The sequence below is a fragment of the Bifidobacterium sp. LH_416 genome (assembly GCF_056357055.1).
The window spans coordinates 72,653-92,343 of the sequence record NZ_JBKEVJ010000002.1 but is presented as its reverse complement, the minus strand read 5'-3'; the positions used below and the strand labels follow the sequence as shown (position 1 = coordinate 92,343).

At 54.8% G+C, this 19,691-nt stretch carries 15 protein-coding genes; 1 reads left to right on the top strand and 14 read right to left on the bottom strand.

Annotated features, from left to right (window positions below):
- The first annotated feature begins 164 nt into the window (after positions 1-164).
- Entirely contained in the window at positions 165-1,274 is a 1,110-nt protein-coding gene (locus AC1AY0_RS04850; RefSeq protein WP_476525990.1) for a 5-methyltetrahydropteroyltriglutamate--homocysteine S-methyltransferase, read from the top strand.
- A 175-nt stretch (positions 1,275-1,449) separates the two neighbouring features.
- On the opposite strand, the gene AC1AY0_RS04845 is transcribed toward AC1AY0_RS04850, so the two are convergent.
- From AC1AY0_RS04845 to AC1AY0_RS04780, 14 genes are all read right to left on the bottom strand, one after another.
- On the bottom strand, positions 1,450-3,003 hold the full coding sequence (locus tag AC1AY0_RS04845) for an aminotransferase class I/II-fold pyridoxal phosphate-dependent enzyme (protein WP_476525989.1): 1,554 nt from the start codon (positions 3,001-3,003) through the stop codon (positions 1,450-1,452).
- A gap of 109 nt (positions 3,004-3,112) precedes the next feature.
- Positions 3,113-4,054 carry a PfkB family carbohydrate kinase gene (locus AC1AY0_RS04840; protein WP_476525987.1) on the bottom strand — a complete coding sequence of 314 codons (942 nt, stop codon included), beginning with the start codon at positions 4,052-4,054 and terminating at the stop codon, positions 3,113-3,115.
- Entirely contained in the window at positions 4,054-5,115 is a 1,062-nt protein-coding gene (locus AC1AY0_RS04835) for an ADP-ribosylglycohydrolase family protein (RefSeq protein ID WP_476525985.1), read from the bottom strand. Before AC1AY0_RS04835 ends, AC1AY0_RS04840 begins: the two co-directional genes overlap by 1 nt.
- Positions 5,116-5,120: 5 nt before the next feature.
- Positions 5,121-5,978, bottom strand: a complete 858-nt coding sequence (locus AC1AY0_RS04830) for an HAD family hydrolase (RefSeq protein ID WP_476525984.1) — start codon at positions 5,976-5,978, stop codon at positions 5,121-5,123.
- Positions 5,975-6,925 (bottom strand): L-lactate dehydrogenase, encoded by a 951-nt coding sequence (locus AC1AY0_RS04825; RefSeq protein WP_476525982.1) that lies wholly within the window; start codon positions 6,923-6,925, stop codon positions 5,975-5,977. Before AC1AY0_RS04825 ends, AC1AY0_RS04830 begins: the two co-directional genes overlap by 4 nt.
- Positions 6,926-7,051: 126 nt before the next feature.
- Positions 7,052-7,300 carry a preprotein translocase subunit SecG gene (secG, locus tag AC1AY0_RS04820; RefSeq protein ID WP_033890868.1) on the bottom strand — a complete coding sequence of 83 codons (249 nt, stop codon included), beginning with the start codon at positions 7,298-7,300 and terminating at the stop codon, positions 7,052-7,054.
- Positions 7,301-7,363: 63 nt separating this feature from the next.
- Complete coding sequence (gene tpiA / locus AC1AY0_RS04815) at positions 7,364-8,167, bottom strand: triose-phosphate isomerase (RefSeq protein WP_476525980.1); 804 nt, start codon at positions 8,165-8,167, stop codon at positions 7,364-7,366.
- 124 nt (positions 8,168-8,291) lie between these two features.
- Positions 8,292-9,497, bottom strand: a complete 1,206-nt coding sequence (locus AC1AY0_RS04810) for a phosphoglycerate kinase (protein WP_100493997.1) — start codon at positions 9,495-9,497, stop codon at positions 8,292-8,294.
- 151 nt (positions 9,498-9,648) lie between these two features.
- On the bottom strand, positions 9,649-10,599 hold the full coding sequence (whiA, locus tag AC1AY0_RS04805; protein WP_033890870.1) for a DNA-binding protein WhiA: 951 nt from the start codon (positions 10,597-10,599) through the stop codon (positions 9,649-9,651).
- A gap of 155 nt (positions 10,600-10,754) precedes the next feature.
- On the bottom strand, positions 10,755-11,696 hold the full coding sequence (rapZ, locus tag AC1AY0_RS04800) for an RNase adapter RapZ (protein WP_476526109.1): 942 nt from the start codon (positions 11,694-11,696) through the stop codon (positions 10,755-10,757).
- Positions 11,697-11,704: 8 nt separating this feature from the next.
- Positions 11,705-12,676: a shikimate dehydrogenase family protein gene (locus tag AC1AY0_RS04795; RefSeq protein ID WP_476524139.1), complete on the bottom strand. Its 972-nt coding sequence runs from the start codon at positions 12,674-12,676 to the stop codon at positions 11,705-11,707.
- Positions 12,677-12,727: 51 nt separating this feature from the next.
- The gene (uvrC, locus tag AC1AY0_RS04790; RefSeq protein WP_476524141.1) at positions 12,728-15,043 is read right to left on the bottom strand and encodes an excinuclease ABC subunit UvrC; all 2,316 of its coding nucleotides are present in this window, start codon (positions 15,041-15,043) and stop codon (positions 12,728-12,730) included.
- Between the two features lie 142 nt (positions 15,044-15,185).
- Complete coding sequence (gene uvrA, locus AC1AY0_RS04785; protein WP_476524142.1) at positions 15,186-18,218, bottom strand: excinuclease ABC subunit UvrA; 3,033 nt, start codon at positions 18,216-18,218, stop codon at positions 15,186-15,188.
- Between the two features lie 171 nt (positions 18,219-18,389).
- Complete coding sequence (locus tag AC1AY0_RS04780) at positions 18,390-19,616, bottom strand: MFS transporter (protein WP_476524143.1); 1,227 nt, start codon at positions 19,614-19,616, stop codon at positions 18,390-18,392.
- Between the last annotated feature and the right edge of the window lie 75 nt (positions 19,617-19,691).

Here is a 19,691-nt window from a genome sequence, read left to right as displayed (position 1 = left end):
GCATTATTGTTGCTTCGCTGCTAACGTACTTGGCGTATGCGTTTGTTGCAGACTCACAATGATTGCGTGGCTGCAACAAACGAAGGAATCATTATTACGGCAATACTATTGCTGCATCGCGTACTGGTTTCGATCAACGCGTGGAGCAGATAAGGAGCAGATTCATGACGTATCAGCATAATGCACCATTCCGCGCAGACGTGGTCGGCAGCTATCTTCGCCCAGCCGAGCTGAAGGCAGCTCGCGCTGATTTCGAGGCCGGTCGTATTGATGCCGCGGCTCTGAAGGCTGTGGAAGACAAGGCCATTACCGAACTGGTTGTCAAGCAGAAGGCTGCTGGCCTGCACGTGATTACTGACGGCGAATTCCGCCGCGCCTACTGGCATCTCGATTTCATGTGGGGCTTGAACGGTGTGAAGCGTGGCACTGCTCCGATTCTGTTCAAGGGTTCCGATGGCACTCCTGTGACCGAGGCCGCTGGCGTTGATGGCGAGCTGAATGGCGAAAACCACCCGTTCGTGGAGCATTACAAGTTCGTCAAGGCATTGGAAGATGAAAACACCATTGCCAAGCAGACTGTGCCCTCCCCTGCTCAAACGTTGTTTGTTTTGCAGCAGGGTATTGCTGAGGAATCCAATAATCCGTACAAGGATAATGATGCTCTGGCTGAAGCTATCGCCAAGGCATACATTCAGGTGGCACATGACTTGTATGAAGCTGGTTGCCGTACGCTGCAATTCGATGACTGTACGTGGGGCGCGTTCGTCGGCGAAGACTTCAAGGATTCCGTGTTCGGCGTAGACGCCAAGGTTGTGCAACGTCAGTTCGCCGCAGTGAACAATGAGGTGATTGCCGCTGTGCCATCTGACATGGTGGTGACCACGCACATCTGCCGCGGCAACTACCAGTCTCAGTGGTTCTCCGCTGGTGGTTATGGCCAGGTGGCCGATGTGCTCTTCGGTGAAGAGAATGTTGCCGCCTACTACCTTGAGTTCGACGATGATCGTTCCGGCGATTTCGAGCCGTTGGCTAAGGTTTCTGGCGACAAGAAGGTGGTGCTTGGCCTGATTACTTCCAAGAAGCCTGAACTTGAAGATCCGGAAGCAATTAAGGCTCGCATTGCCGAGGCCGCACAGTATGTGCCGCTGGATCGTCTGTGCCTGTCTACGCAGTGCGGTTTCGCCTCCACCGAGGAAGGCAACCATCTGACCGAGGACCAGCAATGGGCCAAGATCGCCCTGGTTCGCTCCATTGCAGAAGAAGTATGGCAATAATAGTGTGTTGACGCTGTGGGGCTGAGGGATATAATGCTGGACACACTCAAGGCCGTTCGGCCAAGCTTACGGTCCCGCATCATATCCCTCAGCCCCACAGCTACGTAATGCTTTGCCCGAGAAGCCACAATATATGCAACATGGAGGCGGAGGGGTTGGCGGTCAGCAGACAGCCTCAGTTCTGCCAGTAATAACTGAAGAAGTTGGAGATTTTGTTGGTGGCGTCTTTGAGCACTTCGATACGTGGCAAGTACACGATGCGGAAGTGATCGGGTTCACCCCAGTTGAAGCCGCCGCCGCGCGTAATCAGAATACGTTCATCATGGAGCAGATCAAGGGCGAACTGCTCGTCATCATGAATATTGAACTTCTTCACATCAATCTTCGGGAAGATATAGAACGCGGCCTTCGGCTTCACCGCAGTCAAACCAGGAATGGCATTGATTGCATTGTAGATGTATTCGCGCTGTTCATAGAGTCGGCCGCCTGGCACAATGTAATCGTTCACGCTTTGGTGGCCACCGAGTGCGGTCTGCACAATGGATTGCGCGGGCACATTCGAGCAAATACGCATGTTCGCCAGCATGTTAATGCCTTCAATGTAATCCTTGGCAAGACGCTTATTGCCGGAAAGTACCATCCAGCCCACACGGTAACCGGCAATCATATGCGACTTGGACAGGCCGGAGAACGTGACGCAGAACAAATCTGGAGCCAGAGATGCAATAGACGTGTGCTTGAGCCCATCCATAACCAAGCGATCGTAGATCTCATCGGAGAAGATGATGAGCTGATGTTCACGAGCGATTTCCACAATCTGCTGGAGTACTTCAGTCGGATACAGTGCGCCAGTTGGATTATTCGGGTTAATCAACACGATGGCCACAGTACGGTCCGTGATCTTGGAGCGAATATCGTCGATATCCGGATACCATTCGGACTGCTCATCGCACACGTAATGCACTGCGGTGCCACCGGCAAGGTTCACGCAGGCGGTCCACAATGGGTAGTCAGGGCTTGGAATCAGTACTTCATCGCCATCATCCAGCAAGGCGGACATGCACAGGTTAATCAGCTCGCTCACGCCGTTGCCGGTGTAGATATCATCGATGGTCACATTCGGCAGATTCTTGAGCTGTGCGTACTGCATGATGGCCTTACGCGCTGAGAACAGACCCTTGGACGGCGAATAGCCTTCTGTCTCGGTCAGCTGGTGGGCCATATCGTACACGACTTCATCTGGCGTGCGGAAACCGAATGGAGCTGGATTGCCGATATTCAGTTTGAGAATATGCGTGCCATCGGCTTCCATGCGTGCGGCTTCATCGACCACCGGGCCGCGCACATCGTACAGCACATTATCAAGCTTGTGCGATTTGCCGAATGCCCTGCGACGGCCTACTGGGATTTCAGTTTCAATGCTGGTTTCCAAACCAGACGTATGTGTTTCGAGATGCGCGTCACCAGGCTCGTCATTGTTGTTGGTGATGTCGGGCTGTGCAGTGACGTCTGCAGTACCTCTGAGCCAGTCAGTGTTGACGTCAAGTTCGTCAGCGAGGAATTCGAGCACATCTTCTCGCGGCATGGTTTTGCCGGAGACATATTGGCTGATGTGGCTCTTTCCCATTTTCACGCCACGGCGTTCGGCCGCATGCACTAAATCGACTTGCTTTAATCCTCTGCTGCTCATCGCGTTGCGCAAACGCTGGGCGAACACTGCGACGGTCATAGTCCCTCCAAACAGAAGTTCAATTTCATGTTGAACAACGGTTCAAAGACTACACCTAGTTCAATTCAAGTTCAATTTACAAAGTGGAAATCTGGAATCGCCCTTGTGCTCAGAGAACACCTAACTGCTCAAGTTCCGCACGTGCGGGGCATGTGGCGGGTCCTCGACGCGTTACGGAAATAGCGGCGGCCACATTGGCGATGCGCACTGCCTCTTGCAAACTGGCGCCTCGAATCAACTCTGCACTCATCACACCTACGTGGCAGTCACCTGCGCCGTTCGTATCCACAGCGTGAACGTGATATGACGGAATCAATTCAGCGCTCTCACCTGGATTCGCGCAAAGCCAAGCGCCTGCAGCTCCAGAACGGAGGATGACCGGCGCTTTGACATACACGCTCAGTGCGGCACATGTGCCGGCCGCATCGTCAAGCGCGCTGCTTGCCAAGCCCAGTCTGCGGCCTAGAGCCAATGCTTCCTCATAGTTGCATGACCAGATGGGTTTATGCGCAATAATCGCGGAGAGTAGACGGTCCTCGGCTCCAGAAGTCACTGATGACGGATCGAATACCGTGGTGAAGCGATGCGATTGGTAGCGTTCAAGAAACGCCAGTAATCCACGCGAGGTTGGATGAGCGAATGTGTATCCGTTGATATGCACGATATCGTCATCGTCGGGTTCTAGCTGTTCAAAACAGTGCGCATCTCCCTGAGTCTCAGCACCGCGAACAGTAACGAATGTACGTTCGGCTCGCGCATCAGTCATGGCAATGCAAATGCCGGAGTCACGGGAGAAATCCGTCAAACCAATATGTTCAATGCCGTCGCCGGCCAAAGCTTCACGAATTTGCGTGGCCCAAGGTCCTGTGCCAATGATGCCGCCATGTGCCGCAGGAACACCCATTTGCCGCACTGCGTGCAGAATATTGAAGCTGGAACCAACTCGGGCCACAGCTTCATCTGCGAACGCGTCACCGCCCGGCTCCGGTACACGATCGATACGCATGGTCAAATCGACCAGCATTTGCCCCAGCGAAATAACCTTGCGCATTATTGGTTGCTCCTTGAAATGGCAAGCAGTTGGAGAGCCACCTGCTTAAAATCAATGCCGTTGACTTCCTGCACCATGCGAACCATATTCTCAGGGAACGCTTCGGCACCATGCACTGCACCGAGCATGGCGCCGACCATCGCTCCGATAGTGTCAGTATCGCCGCCGATATTCGCGGCCACGCACAGCGCGTCATACGGACGCTGCGCATAGCGGGTGGCGATAGCGAATGCGGCGGGAACAGATTCGTTGGCTTCAACGCTGGTACCGATAAGCGCACGAAGTTGGTCACCGAACATGTCGTGATCGTAAATGTCACCGGACTGCGAATCCGCGTGCTCGTGCGCCCAACTGATGGCCCAGCGGGTTCGTGCAATCACGGATGCTTTAGGCGACCAGTGCCCCACTGCCATGCCTTCGAAGCGGTTCATAGCAAGATATGCGGTTACGTAATTCAATGCCAGCATCATCGCTTCGCCGGGTTCCGCGCCCTCCAGACCGTAGCTGACGGTTGCGGCAATCAGCATGGTGGATTCAATGCCTTGCGTGGTGTTGTGAGTCACGATGGAGGAACGTCGCGCGATATCCGCCAAATGGGTGTCCGGCCGGTTGGCGATGCCAATCGGGCATGAACGCATGGCGCCACCATTGGTGGTGCCATGAATACCGGTGAGATTCACATCCATGCCGGCTTTGAACTGTTCCAGAGCAAACTTGGTGGAAGGCCCGAGCAGGTCAAGTGAACCTTTGGCTTTCATGCCATCTTCCCAGTTGAGCAATGACTGCGCATACTGGTGAATATCCAATTCGCCATTATTGACAATCAGCTGGTTGGCTAGCACCAAAGCCTGCTCAGTGTCGTCAGTGATGGAACCAGCCTTCATATTTGGCGCAATAGGCTGCTTCGATGATGCGTTCACAAAGTCATGAATTGGCTTAGGACCATATTCCTCATGAATTTGCTCGGCTGACATGCTTTGCGTCGGCATGCCCAAGGCATCACCAATTGCCAGACCAACGAGTGCGCCATAGGCGCGGCTTTCCAACACGCTTCTCTTCATAGTTCCTACTGTAGCCGCGCCTCAATCCATTGGGCCACGCCGTCTTCATTGTTTGCTGGGCAGATTTCGTCAGCAATCTCAAGCACTTTGGGATTCGCGTTGGCTACGGCAACTCCCCTGCCTGCGGCGCGCATCATATTGATGTCGATAAGATCGTCGCCGAAGGCCACTGTGTTCGCCATTGGTATGCCTAATCGTTCGCACAGAATGCTGAGTGCATGTTCTTTGCTGGCTTGAGGATTCATCAACATCCACATCACGCCTTCGCTGATGGAGATGGCGAAATCATCGGGAATCAACGTGCGCAAAGCATCCCATTGATCCTGTTCAGGGAAAATCGTGATTTTATCCGCGGTACCGCAAGGCACGTTGCCATTGGGATCGATTTGGAAGTTCGTGTATTGGAAAGCTTGGGTTTTCCAATACCTGCTCACATCGAAGTTGGTGTAACGCACATCGTTCATTACGATGCCTAACTGCAAGCCTGGCATCGCATCAAGCAATTGCAGGCATACTTCGCAAGCTCGTTCGGCAGGAAAACCGATTTTCACCAGATTTGGATTATCGTCCGTTGAGTCGGCCGTCAGGGAATCAAAATCCGAATGCGCCGGGTCGAAGTCGATCAATGCTCCATTGAGGTAGATGACGGCGTCAACGGGAAGCATCTGCGCAAATCGAAGGCCTGTACTCACTGGGCGAGCAGTGGCGATAGCGAACTTGTAACCAGCGTTATGCGCCTGCTCGATGATATCGATGCTGCGCTGGGTGATGGAGCGGTTTTCGAACACTTCTGCATCATGTAGCAGTGTGCCATCCAAATCGGCTACCAGCAGTTGAGAATTGTCGGCAATCGTATTGGTCACAGCAGTCCTTTGCAATGCTCGCGGACAAGTTCTGCGGAATGATGGAGCTTCTCACGCTCTTCGTCATTGAGTTCAAGTTCCACGATTTCGTTGGCACCGTTGGCACGCAGCTCGGTGGGAACGCCGAGGAATACGTCATATTCGCCGTATTCACCGTCCAGCAATGTAGACACCGGTACAATGCGGCGTTCATCCCACAGAATCGTCTGTACAATGCCGGCAACCGTTGATGCAATGCCGTAGTTGGTGCCATGCTTTGCAGCTACGATTTCATTGCCACGGGTGCGTGTTTTCTCTTCGATTTCAGCGGTTGAAACCGAAGAGAAACGATCTTGATTATCGGCGAGGAAGCGGCCGAATGGCTTACCGCCGAGAGATACCGTGGACCATGCGGTGAACTGAGAATTACCGTGCTCACCCATAACAAAGCCGCCGACGTTACGCGGATCCAGTCCAGTTTCCTCTCCGATGATGGTCTTCAGGCGAGAGGTATCCAACGCAGTACCAGTGCCCAGCACTTGGGTGCGAGGCAGACCGGAACGCTTCCACGCATACCAAGCCATAACGTCAACCGGGTTAGACACCATGACGATAACGCCATTGAAGCCAGAGGCCATAACATGGTCGATGACGTCTCCCACCAGACCAACCGTGAATCCAAGTTCGGCCATGCGAGTGGAGTTTGCCGGCGGTTTGCGGCCGACCGTAATCACCACGATATCCGCGTCTTTGCATTCCGAATAATCGCCGGCATGCACTTTGACATGACGATCCTGGAACTCACTGCCATCGTCAAGATCATGCGCTTCTGCAACGGCTTTCTCTGTGAAATGGTCGATAAGTACCAGCTCATTGCACAGGCCATGCGTAACGATGGCATATGCGGCGGTGGAACCGACCTGACCAGTACCAACGATAACAACTTTATTGCGGTTCATCGTAACCATAATGTTCTCCTCACTCACGTGCGCCGCACATGCTCATGGAACATAATCAAACGCACTGTTCAACGAAACGAATACGACCCATGACCGAGCAAACGGTCATGGGTCGTAGCAAGCATCTGTAACTAATCAGCCGAGGTTGAACTTGGTCATCATATCCAGACCAATAATCAAAGCAACCCAAATCAGGGCGATGATAACAGTCCAACGGTTCAGGTTCTTCTCAGCAACGCCAGAAGTACCAGCATTCTGAGTCAGACCGCCACCAAACATATCGGAAAGGCCGCCGCCCTTACCCTTATGCATAAGGATGAGCAGGGTCAGCAAGCAGCTGAGCACGACGACAATGACTTCGAGCGTGATCTTAAGAGCGGTCACAGGGTACCTCCGGGTTGAAATTACTGTTGAATAGCATAGCGCACATATCGGAAAACCGTGACATTATGCTCGAGTTTTTGTGGTTTTTAATGCTAAACGTGCGATTTTAGCGAGTTCTTCTGCATCGAGTGAGGCTCCCCCGATAAGGAATCCATCCACATCCTGTTGAGAAATCAGTTCGGCGGCATTCTTCGACGTCACTGATCCGCCGTATAGGATACGAGCCTGATCTGCCACATCCTGATTGAACGTCGTCTTCAAATCATTGCGAATCGCGTTCGCTGCTTCCTGAGCAGTCTGCGGGGTTGCCACCATACCGGTGCCAATGGCCCAAACCGGCTCGTACGCCACGATAAGTTTGGCGGCCTCTTCGGTGTTGAGGTCGCGAGTCACGTCATGGACCTGGCCGACTGCGAAATCCAGTTCGATGCCCTGACGGCGTTCCTCAAAGCTTTCACCTACGCATAGAATCGGCTGCATGCCAGCTGCAAGTACTGCACGAACCTGATCGACGATGTTCGCATCATCTTCAGGATGGTATTTGCGGCGCTCGGAGTGACCGACAATCACGTACTTGCATCCGAGGCTGGCGATCATGTCTGCGGAAACATCGCCGGTGAACGCTCCCTGAGTGGTGACGGATACGGATTGGGCGCCATAGTTGATGTGCATCCTATCCGCTTCCACCAGCACTTGAACGCTGCGTAGCGAGGTAAACGAGGGGAACAAGGCTACTTCACAGCGTTTGAAGTCGAAATGCGCGTCACGCAGCAGCCATACCAGCTTCTGTACGAAATACGTGGCTTCCAGGTGATTGAAATTCATCTTCCAATTACCGGCCACAAGCGGAATGCGCTTTGACGCCATTACAACATCCTTTCCCAATACAAAAAGCTCCCCTCATTGAAAGGAGGCCTTGGGTGTGCTGGATTCCATACCTATCCAGCACACCCTATAAAGCCTCGTTCAACGCGGGGAGTCAGAGCGTTAACTACTCCAGAACCTTCAGGCCCGGCAGTTCCTTGCCCTCAAGGAACTCGAGGGAAGCGCCACCACCGGTGGAGATGTGGGAGAAGCCATCCTCCGGGAAGCCGAGGTTACGCACTGCGGAAGCGGAATCGCCGCCGCCCACGATGGTGAAGGCGCCAGCTGCGGTAGCGTCGACGAGGCCCTGAGCAACGGCCTTGGTGCCAGCTGCGAACTCAGGAATCTCGAACACACCCATCGGGCCGTTCCACACCACGGTCTTGGAGTCCACGATCTTATCGTGGAACAGCTTCTGGGATTCCGGACCAATGTCCAGACCCATCTTGTCAGCCGGGATAGCGTCAGCGGCAACAACTTCCGGAGCAACCGGGGTATCACCTGCCGGGAAGCCAGGGTTCACCACGATATCGGTCGGCAGAACGAGCTCAACGCCGTTCTTCTCAGCGGTCTCGATGTAGCCCTTAACCTTATCCAGCTGATCCTCTTCGAGCAGGGAGGTGCCGACCTCATAGCCCTTGGCCTTGAGGAAGGTGAACACCATGCCGCCGCCGATGACCAGACGGTTAGCCTTGTCGAGCAGGTTCTCAATCACACCGAGCTTGTCGGAAACCTTGGAACCGCCGAGCACCACGGTGAACGGACGCTCCGGGTTCTCGGTAGCCTTGGACAGAGCCTTGACTTCCTTCTCGACGAGAAGGCCAGCAGCAGCCGGCAGATCGGCAGCCACATCGTAGTCAGAGCCCTGAGCGCGGTGCACAACACCGAAGCCATCGGAGACGAAGACTTCGCCGAGAGCAGCGATCTTCTTGGCGTACGGAGCACGCACGGCCGGATCCTTGCTGGTCTCTTCCGGGTTGAAGCGAACGTTCTCAAGCAGCACAACATCGCCGTCGTTCATGGCGGCAACCTTGGCCTGAGCATCCTCGCCGTAGGTGTCCTTAGCCAGCGGCACGGTGATGCCAAGCAGCTCGCCGAGGCGGGCGGCAACCGGAGCCAGGCTCAGCTCAGGAACGACCTTGCCCTTCGGGCGGCCGAGGTGAGCCATCAGAATGACCTTTGCGCCTTCTTCGCGCAGAGCCTTGATGGTCGGCAGGGCGGCCTTGATACGACCGTCATCGGTGATCGTGGTGCCGTCCAGCGGGACGTTGAAATCAGCACGCATCAGAACGCGCTTGCCCTTGAGATCTCCAAGATCCTTGAGTGTCTTCATGAATATCCTTTCCTTGACGTTCGACGCCAAAGTGGCCAGTTTTGCCAATTTGCATATTACAGGCATTGAAGAACAAAACACCGCATTGCCTCACAAGGCGAATGCGGTGTTGCAAATTCGTTATAGGGTCGCTAATGAACAGCCGAGAACGTTACTTTCCTTCGGCAGCACGCTGCTTTTCCGTCTTTTCAGCAAGCTGCAGCAGTCGGCGAATACGTCCGGCAATAGCATCCTTGGTGATCTGCGGTTCGGCGATCTTGCCAAGCTCTTCAAGGCTCTTATCCACGTGATCGATACGCAGCTGGCCTGCCTGGCGGAGATTCTCCGGAATATTATCGCCCAAGACTTCGAAAGCGTGCTGCACCTTTTCACTGGCCTCGGCAGCCGCTTTGGCGCTACGACGCATATTCGCATCATCGAAGTTCGCCAAACGGTTCGCCTTGCCTCGGGTTTCGCCATCGGAACGCTTGCCGGTCCATTCGCGAGCAGAACGGGATGCGCCCATAAGCTTGAGCATGCGTTCGATTGCATCCGGATCCTTCAGGGTCACGCGCTCGGAGCTACGCAGCGTACGATGCTTGGCCTGAATGCCCAGACGACGAGCTACGCCGCACAGCGCCATAGCCGCTTCTTCCGACGGGCATGCAATTTCAAGGAAGCTTGCCTTGCCCGGCTCGGACAGGAAGCCGCGAGCCATGAACGCACCACGCCAAGCTGCCTTAATCTGGGCGATCGAACCGTTCACCACTTCGGCGGGAAGCCCATGAACCTGCTGCTTACGGCGATCCACCAAGCCGGTTTGCAGTGCCAACGCAACCACATTACGGGTCACGAGTACCACATAGGTCTCTACAGGACCATTGGGGGTCTGGCGAGTCAGGTGCTTCACCTCGGCCTCATGGCCGAACACGTTGCGCAACGTATCGCGCAGCCATTCTGCCGCGTCAAGCGAAGTGTATACGGACTGGATCACGTATGAGTTCTGTACGGGGCGAAGTCCGCCGCCGAAACGAATCATGGCCGCCGCCTGGGCCTTGATCGCGGCTGGCGAATCACCCTCAAAAGCTGCCAATTCGCTTTTGACATCGTCCAGAAGAGCCAAGATCCAACCTCCTACAGTCTCGTTCTTCCCAATGCTTCAGCCGCTTCGTGCCGTTGCACGCCGGAAGCCATCGGCTTACTGTGATACCTAATCTCGTGGACAAGCGAACCCGTTCGATACGGTTTTCGGGCACCGCTTTCTCGCAGTGTGGTCACTCAGGATGAGTGATGCTTGTGTTGTTCCCTCGCGGAAACAGTGACGTTCAGCCCATGTGCGCGCAATCTGCGGGCCAGTTCCTCGCTCATGGCAACCGATCGATGCTGACCGCCAGTACAACCGATGGCGATGGTCACGAAGTGCTTGTCCTCGTTCGCATACCCTTCCAATGCGGTTTCGATGGCTTTCTCATAGGCATCGAGGAACTCGGTGGCGCCTTTGCTGGACAGCACATAGTCAGCAACGGGTTTGTCATGCCCGGTAAGTTCTCGCAGACTCGGCACCCAGAACGGGTTGGGCAGGAAGCGAACATCAGCAACAAAGTCGGCGTCAATAGGCGTGCCATATTTGAATCCGAAGCTGAAAATATGCACGGCCACAGTCGTCGGACCGGAGCCAAGCATCGTCTCATACAGCTTGGTCGACAACTGATGAATACTCAGCGAACTGGTATCGATAACCCAGTCGGCGCGCTCCTTAAGATTGCTCAGCAGATGGCGCTCCTCAAGAATGCCATCAATCAGACGATTGCCATGCTGCAACGGATGCGGGCGGCGCACGGATTCGTAGCGCTTGATCAACACATCATTACTAGCGTCGAGGAACAGGATACGGGTTTTAACGCCAAGATCATCCAAATGGCTCAGTACAGCGGCCAAATCGTCGAAGTAGCTACGGGAACGTACGTCGATGACTGCAGCAAGCTTGTGGATACTGCTATCTGAGCCAGAGGTCATCATATCGACCAGCGGCACCAGCAGTTTGGGTGGCAGATTGTCCACTACATACCAGCCCATATCTTCCACAGTGCCGGCGGCACGCGATCTGCCGGCACCGGACATACCGGTAATCAGCAGTACTTCGAAAGCATCAGCGGGGCTTGGCGTATTGTTGCCGTTCGATGCGGACGCAGGTGCCGCATATGAGGTGCCTGGTGAAATCTGATCGATCACAATGCCTCCTCTAGTGCGTTGCGCATGGCGATTTCCAATTGATCGTCTTCCGTGGTGGTATCTTGCAGACGCTTATCCGCATCGCTTGGCGGATCATTATCCCAAATGCCAGTCATTAGGAGCACTTGTACAAGAGCTTGGTACAGGAGCATCTCCTCACCGCCAATAGCGTTGCCATTATGGGCTCGCCAGGCCTGAATCAGCTTGGTCGGGCGTGGGTCATAGACCACATCAAGAAGCAATCCCGGCAATGTCAGATTGTTGTCATTGTTCAATTCATCGGCGATACCATCTGCTGCGTGGCCGGGAATCGTATTGATAACATAGGTGGCTTCTTTAGCTACAGTGATCAGTGCTGATTCATCATCCAGACTGATTTCACTGTACGGAGCGTGAACGTTGATATATCGTTCAGCTAATGGCTGCAACGCCGTGTTCTTTCCAGGGTGCCGAGCTGCCACAGTGATGTGACCAATTTCCGGCATCATGCTTAATGCCGCTAACGCTGAAGTCGCGGTATTGCCGTTACCAATGATCAACGCCTTACCGGTGTGATCAGGATTGTGATACAGGCCAAGTTCTCGGTTGGCATGGTCGAAGGCCAGCTGGATGCCGATCACATCAGTGTTGTACAGCTTGATGCTTGGTTTACCGTGTGGCCATGCCGGATCATCAGAGACATCTGACCAATCGAAAATCGCTGTATTCGCAACCTTCAGTTCTCGCGCCCAAAGATTCGTGGGAACACCGTACGGCTGAATCGTTTTTTTCAGTGGCATGGTGAGGCTTAAGCCCACCCATGAGGGGTCAAGGGACTTCAGGAATGAGTCCAGATCATCTTCGCCGACCTCGTGCTTGTCGTAGAACCAATCGTTCAGATGCAGTGCTTCATATGCTGCGTTATGAAGCACAGGCGACAGCGAATGCGCAATCGGTTTGCCAAGTACCGCGCAACGATGGTTGATCATAACCCCTCCTTCAACTGTTCCCATGCTAACCGAAGTTATGGGCAGATCAGGTTAATGATTATTATGCAATGCCTGATACAGTGCCTCAGCCTTGGCCTGACCGACGCCTTTCACCTGCATAAAGTCCTCAACACTGGCCTCGCGCATGGCTTTGACTGACCCGAAATGATTCAGCAATCGTTTCTGATAGCTCTCGCCGATGCCCGGAATTTCATCCAAAGCGCTGCGCAAAGCTCCCTTGCGCCGCTGCTGACGATGATATGTGATGGCGAATCGATGGGATTCGTCACGCACTCGTTGCAATAGATACATGCCTTCCGATTGACGTTTCAGAATAATCGGATAATCATCATCCGGTACCCAAACTTCTTCTAATCGTTTGGCCAGACCGCAGACGGCCACGTCGGTAACGCCGCAATCTTCCAAGGCTTTCGCCGCAGCCATGACTTGAGGCTTACCGCCATCGACCACAACCAGATTCGGTTTGTATGCAAAATGATGACGATCAGTATTCTGCTGCACGATCGTTTCATCATCGCCAGAGCGAGCAGCATCAGTCTGTTCGGTATTGACTGCCGAATCTGTGGCTTGGGCCTTTGCCGCGCGCTGCTCAGCATCCATGCTTTCGCCGGAATCGCCAGCGATATTGCCATGCTTGAACCGACGGGTCAGCGTTTCGTACAATGCCGACAAATCGTCAACCGCTCCCTTGCCGTCCTTGCCACGAATGGCGAAGCGACGGTATTCGGATTTCTTCGCAATGGCATCCTCGAAGACAACCATGGATGCCACCTGAAAGGCACCACCCACGGTGTTGGAAATGTCGTAGCACTCGATGCGCAATGGAGCTTCGGAAAGATACAGGGCTTTAGCCACATCATTCATGGCCTGCGTGCGCGCACCCATATCCGAAATGCGGCTCATCTTGCTGCGCTGCAGTGCCTGATTGGCGTTCTCATTCGCGCGGTCCATAAGCTGTTTTTTATCACCGCGTGAGGCAACGCGAATGCTTACCGCTCCCCCACGCAATCCAGTCAGCCAGGTTTCGAGTTCCTCACGGCGACTTGGTTCGATGGGTACGATAATCTCACGCGGAACTGGTGCGATCGGCGCTAAGAAGTCGGCTCGACCGGTTACCTCTTGGCGACTATTGCGTTCACGTGTTGCTTTGGCTCGAGCAAGGGCATCAGTAGCGGTCACGGTCTGTGTGGATCCGATGGCTTCACGTTGCTCTTGGATGGCGGAGGCGTTGCTGCCAGTGCCGGTGATAACCGACTCTCCGCCGGCTGCGTCTGAATACACTTGCACAATCAGGTCGGCCATCAGATCGGCGTCGGCAATATCTTCGACGCGTTCCACACTCCAATTGCGTTCACCACGGATTGCGCCGGCACGCACATAGAACGCGTGTACGGAGGCTTCCAGTTCGTCACTGGCAAAACCGAATACATCCGCATCAACGTCTTGATCGAAAACAACAGCATTCTGCTGCACCACGGTTTCCAACATCTGAATCTGGTCACGCAAGCGAGCCGCTTTCTCGAATTCGAGTTCGGCGCTGGCTTCCTTCATCTCGCGTGTGAGTTGTGCGATATAGGAGCGCCCAAGACGCCCAGTCATGACTCCGACCAGCTGTTCGGCAAGACGACAATGCTCTTGCGGAGTGATACGCCCTACGCAGGGTGCTGAGCATTTGCCGATGGACGCGAACAGGCAAGGCCGGCCGGTCATCTGTGCTTTGTGGAATACGTTCGGCGTACAGGTGCGCACCGGGAATGTTCGCAGCAAACGATCCAGACTGTGACGCAATTCCCAAACTTTGGCATAAGGGCCGAAATATCTAGTGTCGCGACGTTTGCGCGACCGTGTGACCCATACACGAGGAAATCGTTCCCCTGTGCTGACTGCCAGATACGGGTAGGTTTTATCGTCACGGAACTGCACGTTGAATCGTGGGTCGAATTCCTTGATCCACGTGTACTCCAACGTCAACGACTCCAGCTCGGTACCCACTACGGTCCACTCAAGACTGCGGGCGGTGAGCACCATAGTCTGCGTACGCGGGTGCAGCAGATACAGCGGCTGGAAATAATTGGTCAGGCGATTGCGCAGGTTCTTCGCCTTGCCCACGTAAATGACGCGGCCCTCGCCGTCGCGCCATTTATACACGCCCGGCTTCGCCGGGATATCCGAAGTTTTTGGACGGAACAGATCACGTGAATCACCCAGCAGCGGGGCACCGTTCTTATTGACGTTCGTTTCCATCTCAGTAATGGACGCTGCGCTGCCGGGTGTATGTTCTGCCATTAATGCCGATGCGGTCTTCCGCCACTCTTCCGGACTATGTCGTTCAATATCGTTCGTCATAATCCTACTTTCCGTGAAAAACTAATACGGGATGTGGGGTTGAGGGGTGTGCTTTCCGACCGTAAAGACTTGGCCTGAGCGGCCCGGAGCGTGTCGGGAAGCACACCCCTCAACCCCACAGCGGTCAACTTAAAACTAAGGATTACAGCATCGGTTTGAGGAACTTACCGGTCCAGGAGGCTTCACATTCAGCTACTTGTTCCGGTGTACCTTGCGTGACGATAGTGCCACCGCCATCGCCGCCTTCGGGACCCAAATCAATCAGCCAATCCGCTTCCTTAATCACATCGAGATTGTGTTCGATGACGATTACCGTATTGCCCTTGTCGACCAATGATTGCAATACTTTCAGCAATTTGTTGACGTCCTCGAAATGCAGACCGGTGGTTGGCTCATCGAGAATGTACACGGTTTTGCCATCTGAACGACGCTGCAATTCGGTAGCGAGTTTCACACGCTGCGATTCACCACCGGAAAGCGTAGGTGCCGGCTGGCCGAGACGGATGTAGCCAAGGCCCACATCCACCAAGGTTTTCAGATAGCGGGAAATGCCGGTGTATGCCTTGAAGAAGTCGGCGGCTTCCTCGATGGGCATATCGAGAATGTCGGAAACGGTTTTGCCATTGTATTTGACTTCCAAGGTTTCGCGATTGTACCGCTTACCATGGCAGGTTTCGCATTCCACGTACACGTCCGGCAGGAAGTTCATCTCAATTTTGAGCGTACCGTCGCCATGGCAGGCTTCGCAGCGGCCGCCTTTGACGTTGAAGCTGAATCGTCCCGGGCCGTAGCCGCGCACTTGCGCTTCGGGGGTCTTGGCGAATAGGGCGCGAATCTTATCCCATACACCCGTGTATGTGGCGGGGTTGGAACGCGGTGTGCGGCCAATCGGATTCTGATCCACGTGAATCACCTTGCGCACCTGATCGACGCCTTCAACGCGCGTATGTTTGCCGGGCACGATGCGTGCGCCATTGAGCTTGTCGGCAAGCACTGGGTAGAGAATCGTGTTGACCAGCGATGACTTGCCGGAGCCGGAAACGCCAGTGACCACAGTGAATACGCCGAGCGGGAAGCTCACATCGATATTCTTCAGGTTATTCTCTCGCGCACCAACCACTTTGAGCATCTTGGTCTTATGCACCTTGCGTCGATGTGCAGGCACGGCAATTTCACGGCGATGAGCAATGTAATCGCCAGTGATGGATCGCTTGGCTTCAATCAGATGTTTCGCCGGGCCGGAGTAGATGACTTCGCCACCGTGCTCGCCAGCGCCAGGGCCGATGTCCACAACCCAGTCGGACTGGCGTATCGTGTCTTCGTCATGTTCGACCACAATCAGCGTATTGCCGAGATCACGCAGATGATGCAGCGTCTCAATCAGCCGCTCATTGTCTCGCTGATGTAAGCCGATGGACGGTTCGTCAAGCACGTACATCACGCCTACCAATCCGGAGCCGATCTGCGTGGCCAAGCGGATTCGCTGCGCCTCTCCACCGGACAATGTGGCTGCCGCACGTGAGAGCGTCAGGTAATCAAGTCCAACGTCATTGAGGAATCCCAGGCGGGCCTTGATTTCCTTGAGCACTTCGCCGGCAATCATCTGGGCGGAGCCTTCGAGTTTCAGACCGTTCACCCATTGGAGTTCACGGACCACCGGCATATCGCACACGTCGAAAATGGATTTACCATCAACGGTGACCGCCAGCACCTCCGGCTTGAGCCTGCGGCCATGGCAGACCTGACATGGCACTTCGCGCATATAGGATTCGTAGTATTCGCGCATGGACTGCGAATCGGTTTCGTCATGGCGGCGCATCAATGTGCGCACCACGCCTTCGAAACCGGTGGAGTATTCACGCAGACGCCCCCAACGGTTGCGGTAGGACACGTCCACTTTGAAGTCATGACCGTACAGAATGTCATGCTTCACATCATCCGGCAGATCCTTCCACGGCGTCTTCATGGAGAAGCCCATTTCGCGGGCCAGACCTTCCAGCACATGACCGTAATACTGGGAGGTCATCTTCGAGCTGCTCCACGGTTCGATGACGCCTTCGGCCAAGGATTTCTCCGGATCGGAAATAACCAGTTCCGGATCGATCTCCAGCTTGAAGCCCAAACCGGTGCATGAGGGGCAGGCGCCATACGGGGCATTGAAGGAGAAAGTGCGCGGCTCGATTTCGTCGAGTTCCAACGTATGACCGTTCGGGCAGCTGCGATGCTCGGAAAACGGTTGGCGTCGGGCTGGCGAGCCCTCCTCCTCGTCCACGAAATCAATGACGATGCTGCCATTGGCAAGCTTCAGCGCGGTTTCCACGGAATCGGTCAGACGCTGGCGAATGCCGTCTTTCACCACCAATCGGTCCACCACTACTTCGATGGTGTGCTTCTTTTGCTTGGTGAGCTTGATGTCTTCAGACAGCTGCTTCATTTCGCCGTCGATCAATGCGCGAGCGTAACCATCGGAGCGTAGCAGTTCGAGCATGTCGACGAACTCACCTTTACGTCCTTTGACTACTGGTGCCAGAATCTGGAATCGTGTGCGTTCCGGGTAATTCAGCAGCGTATCCACGATCTGCTGCGGAGTTTGGGAGGCTACAGGTTCGCCGCACTCGGGGCAGTGCGGGATGCCGGTTCGTGCGAACAGTAGTCGCAGATAGTCATAGATTTCGGTAATGGTGCCGACCGTGGAGCGCGGGTTGCGGTTGGTGGTTTTCTGATCGATGGATACGGCAGGGCTCAAGCCTTCGATGAAATCTACATCCGGCTTATCCATCTGACCAAGGAATTGGCGGGCGTATGCGGACAAGGATTCCACATATCGGCGCTGGCCTTCCGCGAACAATGTATCGAAAGCAAGCGAGGACTTGCCGGAACCAGACAATCCGGTGAACACGACCATACGATTGCGCGGAATGGACAAATCAACGTTTTTCAGGTTGTGTTCGCGCGCACCTTGAATGGTGATTTTCAAGTCATTGGGAATATGTGAAATATCAGCTACCAGCGAACCATCATGCTCGATAAGCGGCGCCTTTCTGATTTCGCGGCTCAGGAAGGAATCGCTGGTCATCACTTTTTCGACAATAACCTCACCGTTCCTGCCTTTGCTAGCTTTAGCCGTACGCTTTTCGCCAGTTTGCGTTGTTGCCACCGCAATCCCGCCTTCCATACAGGTTCATTCGCTGTTATTCAATCCGCCCTAAGAATACCCGAACGCCAGACTATAGTCGAACACTTGTTCGATGGCGTGTTTGGCGTCCGTTCGTATGCTCATCTAAACAAAAAGCCTCGGATGATGTGTCCGAGGCTTTCCGATGCATCGCATAATTACGCGTACCGCTTACTCGAGTGCGACGCCTTTCTTCTCCGGAATGAAGAACATCGTGATGAACGCGATGATGTAGATGGACGCAATGGCAGCCAACGCAAAGCCGAAACCGTGGCCGGTGGCGATGGCTGCGATAACGACTGGGCCGAGGCCGCCACCGATGAAGCGGCCGGTGTTATACAGTGCAGTCTGTGCGGTGGCGCGCAGCTCGGTCGGGAACAGCTCGGAAATGAGTGCGCCATAGCCGCCGATCATGCCATTGGCAAACATGCCCATGAAGAAGCCGCCGATAAGCAAGGCGTTCGGATCCTTGAGCTGGCTGTACACCACCACCATGATGGCGGCACCAATCTGGAAGATCCAGAATGCAGGGCGGCGACCCAGGTGGTCGGCAAGGAATCCGAATACGGAGATGCCGAGCATCATGCCGAGCACGGTGACAGCGGTCCAGATGCCGGTGGTGTTCAGGGATAGGTTGAGTTCGGTATTGAGATAGCTGGGCAGCCAAGTCATGATGCCGAAGTAGCCGCAGTTCTGCACGGTGCACAGGATGATGATGGCGATGGAGAAACGCACGCGTTCCGGGGTGGAGAACAGCTGACGAATCGAGCCGTGCTCCTTGGCGGTTTCGCGATGCTTCAAATACAGCGGCGGTTCAGGCACGAACACACGAATGAGGATGGCGATGATGGCTGGAACGATGCCGATGGCGAACAGGCCACGCCAGCCGAAGGCGGTGATGATCGGGGCGCTCAGCAGGGATGCCAGCAGCACGCCCACCTGGAAGCCCAGGCCCACGCCGGAGGTGGCCTTGGCGCGGTTTTCGGGGCTGGAAGCTTCGGCGGCGATGGCCATGCCGATGCCGAATTCAGCGCCGATGCCTACGCCGGCCAGGAAGCGGAACAGGGCCATGAAGAAGAAGTTCGGCGCGAAGGCGGAGAACAGTGTGAATACGCCAAAGAAAAACACCGAATAAGTCAGCACGCGGATGCGGCCGTACTTGTCTGCCAGGCGGCCGAACACCAAGCCGCCGAGGAATGCGCCGGCCAGGGTGATGGTGGTCAGCGTGCTCGCTGTGGTTTTGTCGATGTTGAAGCTGGCCATGATGCCGGTCATCGCAAAACCAAGAATCATCAGGTCGAGGCCGTCGAGCGCATGCCCGACCGCCGAGGAGAACACTGCCAGACCGGCGTAATGCTTCATGCCGCTGGCCTTGTCCGTCGTTTCCTTATCTGCCATAAACATGGCTACTCCTCCGCTCTTCTCGTTACGGTTCGGCGGAAGATTGTAATAGATAAGGTGAACAGATAATGA

Coding starts and splice junctions, on each gene's coding strand:
- AC1AY0_RS04835 (WP_476525985.1), bottom strand. CDS start 5,115: ATGAAGAGAAGCGTGTTGGAAAGCCGCGCCTATGGCGCACTCGTTGGT.
- AC1AY0_RS04850 (WP_476525990.1), top strand. CDS start 165: ATGACGTATCAGCATAATGCACCATTCCGCGCAGACGTGGTCGGCAGC.
- uvrC (WP_476524141.1), bottom strand. CDS start 15,043: ATGACGAACGATATTGAACGACATAGTCCGGAAGAGTGGCGGAAGACC.
- tpiA (WP_476525980.1), bottom strand. CDS start 8,167: ATGGCGTCAAAGCGCATTCCGCTTGTGGCCGGTAATTGGAAGATGAAT.
- AC1AY0_RS04845 (WP_476525989.1), bottom strand. CDS start 3,003: ATGACCGTCGCAGTGTTCGCCCAGCGTTTGCGCAACGCGATGAGCAGC.
- AC1AY0_RS04795 (WP_476524139.1), bottom strand. CDS start 12,676: ATGATCAACCATCGTTGCGCGGTACTTGGCAAACCGATTGCGCATTCG.
- AC1AY0_RS04825 (WP_476525982.1), bottom strand. CDS start 6,925: ATGGTTACGATGAACCGCAATAAAGTTGTTATCGTTGGTACTGGTCAG.
- uvrA (WP_476524142.1), bottom strand. CDS start 18,218: ATGGAAGGCGGGATTGCGGTGGCAACAACGCAAACTGGCGAAAAGCGT.
- AC1AY0_RS04810 (WP_100493997.1), bottom strand. CDS start 9,497: ATGAAGACACTCAAGGATCTTGGAGATCTCAAGGGCAAGCGCGTTCTG.
- AC1AY0_RS04840 (WP_476525987.1), bottom strand. CDS start 4,054: ATGCGCAAGGTTATTTCGCTGGGGCAAATGCTGGTCGATTTGACCATG.
- AC1AY0_RS04780 (WP_476524143.1), bottom strand. CDS start 19,616: ATGGCAGATAAGGAAACGACGGACAAGGCCAGCGGCATGAAGCATTAC.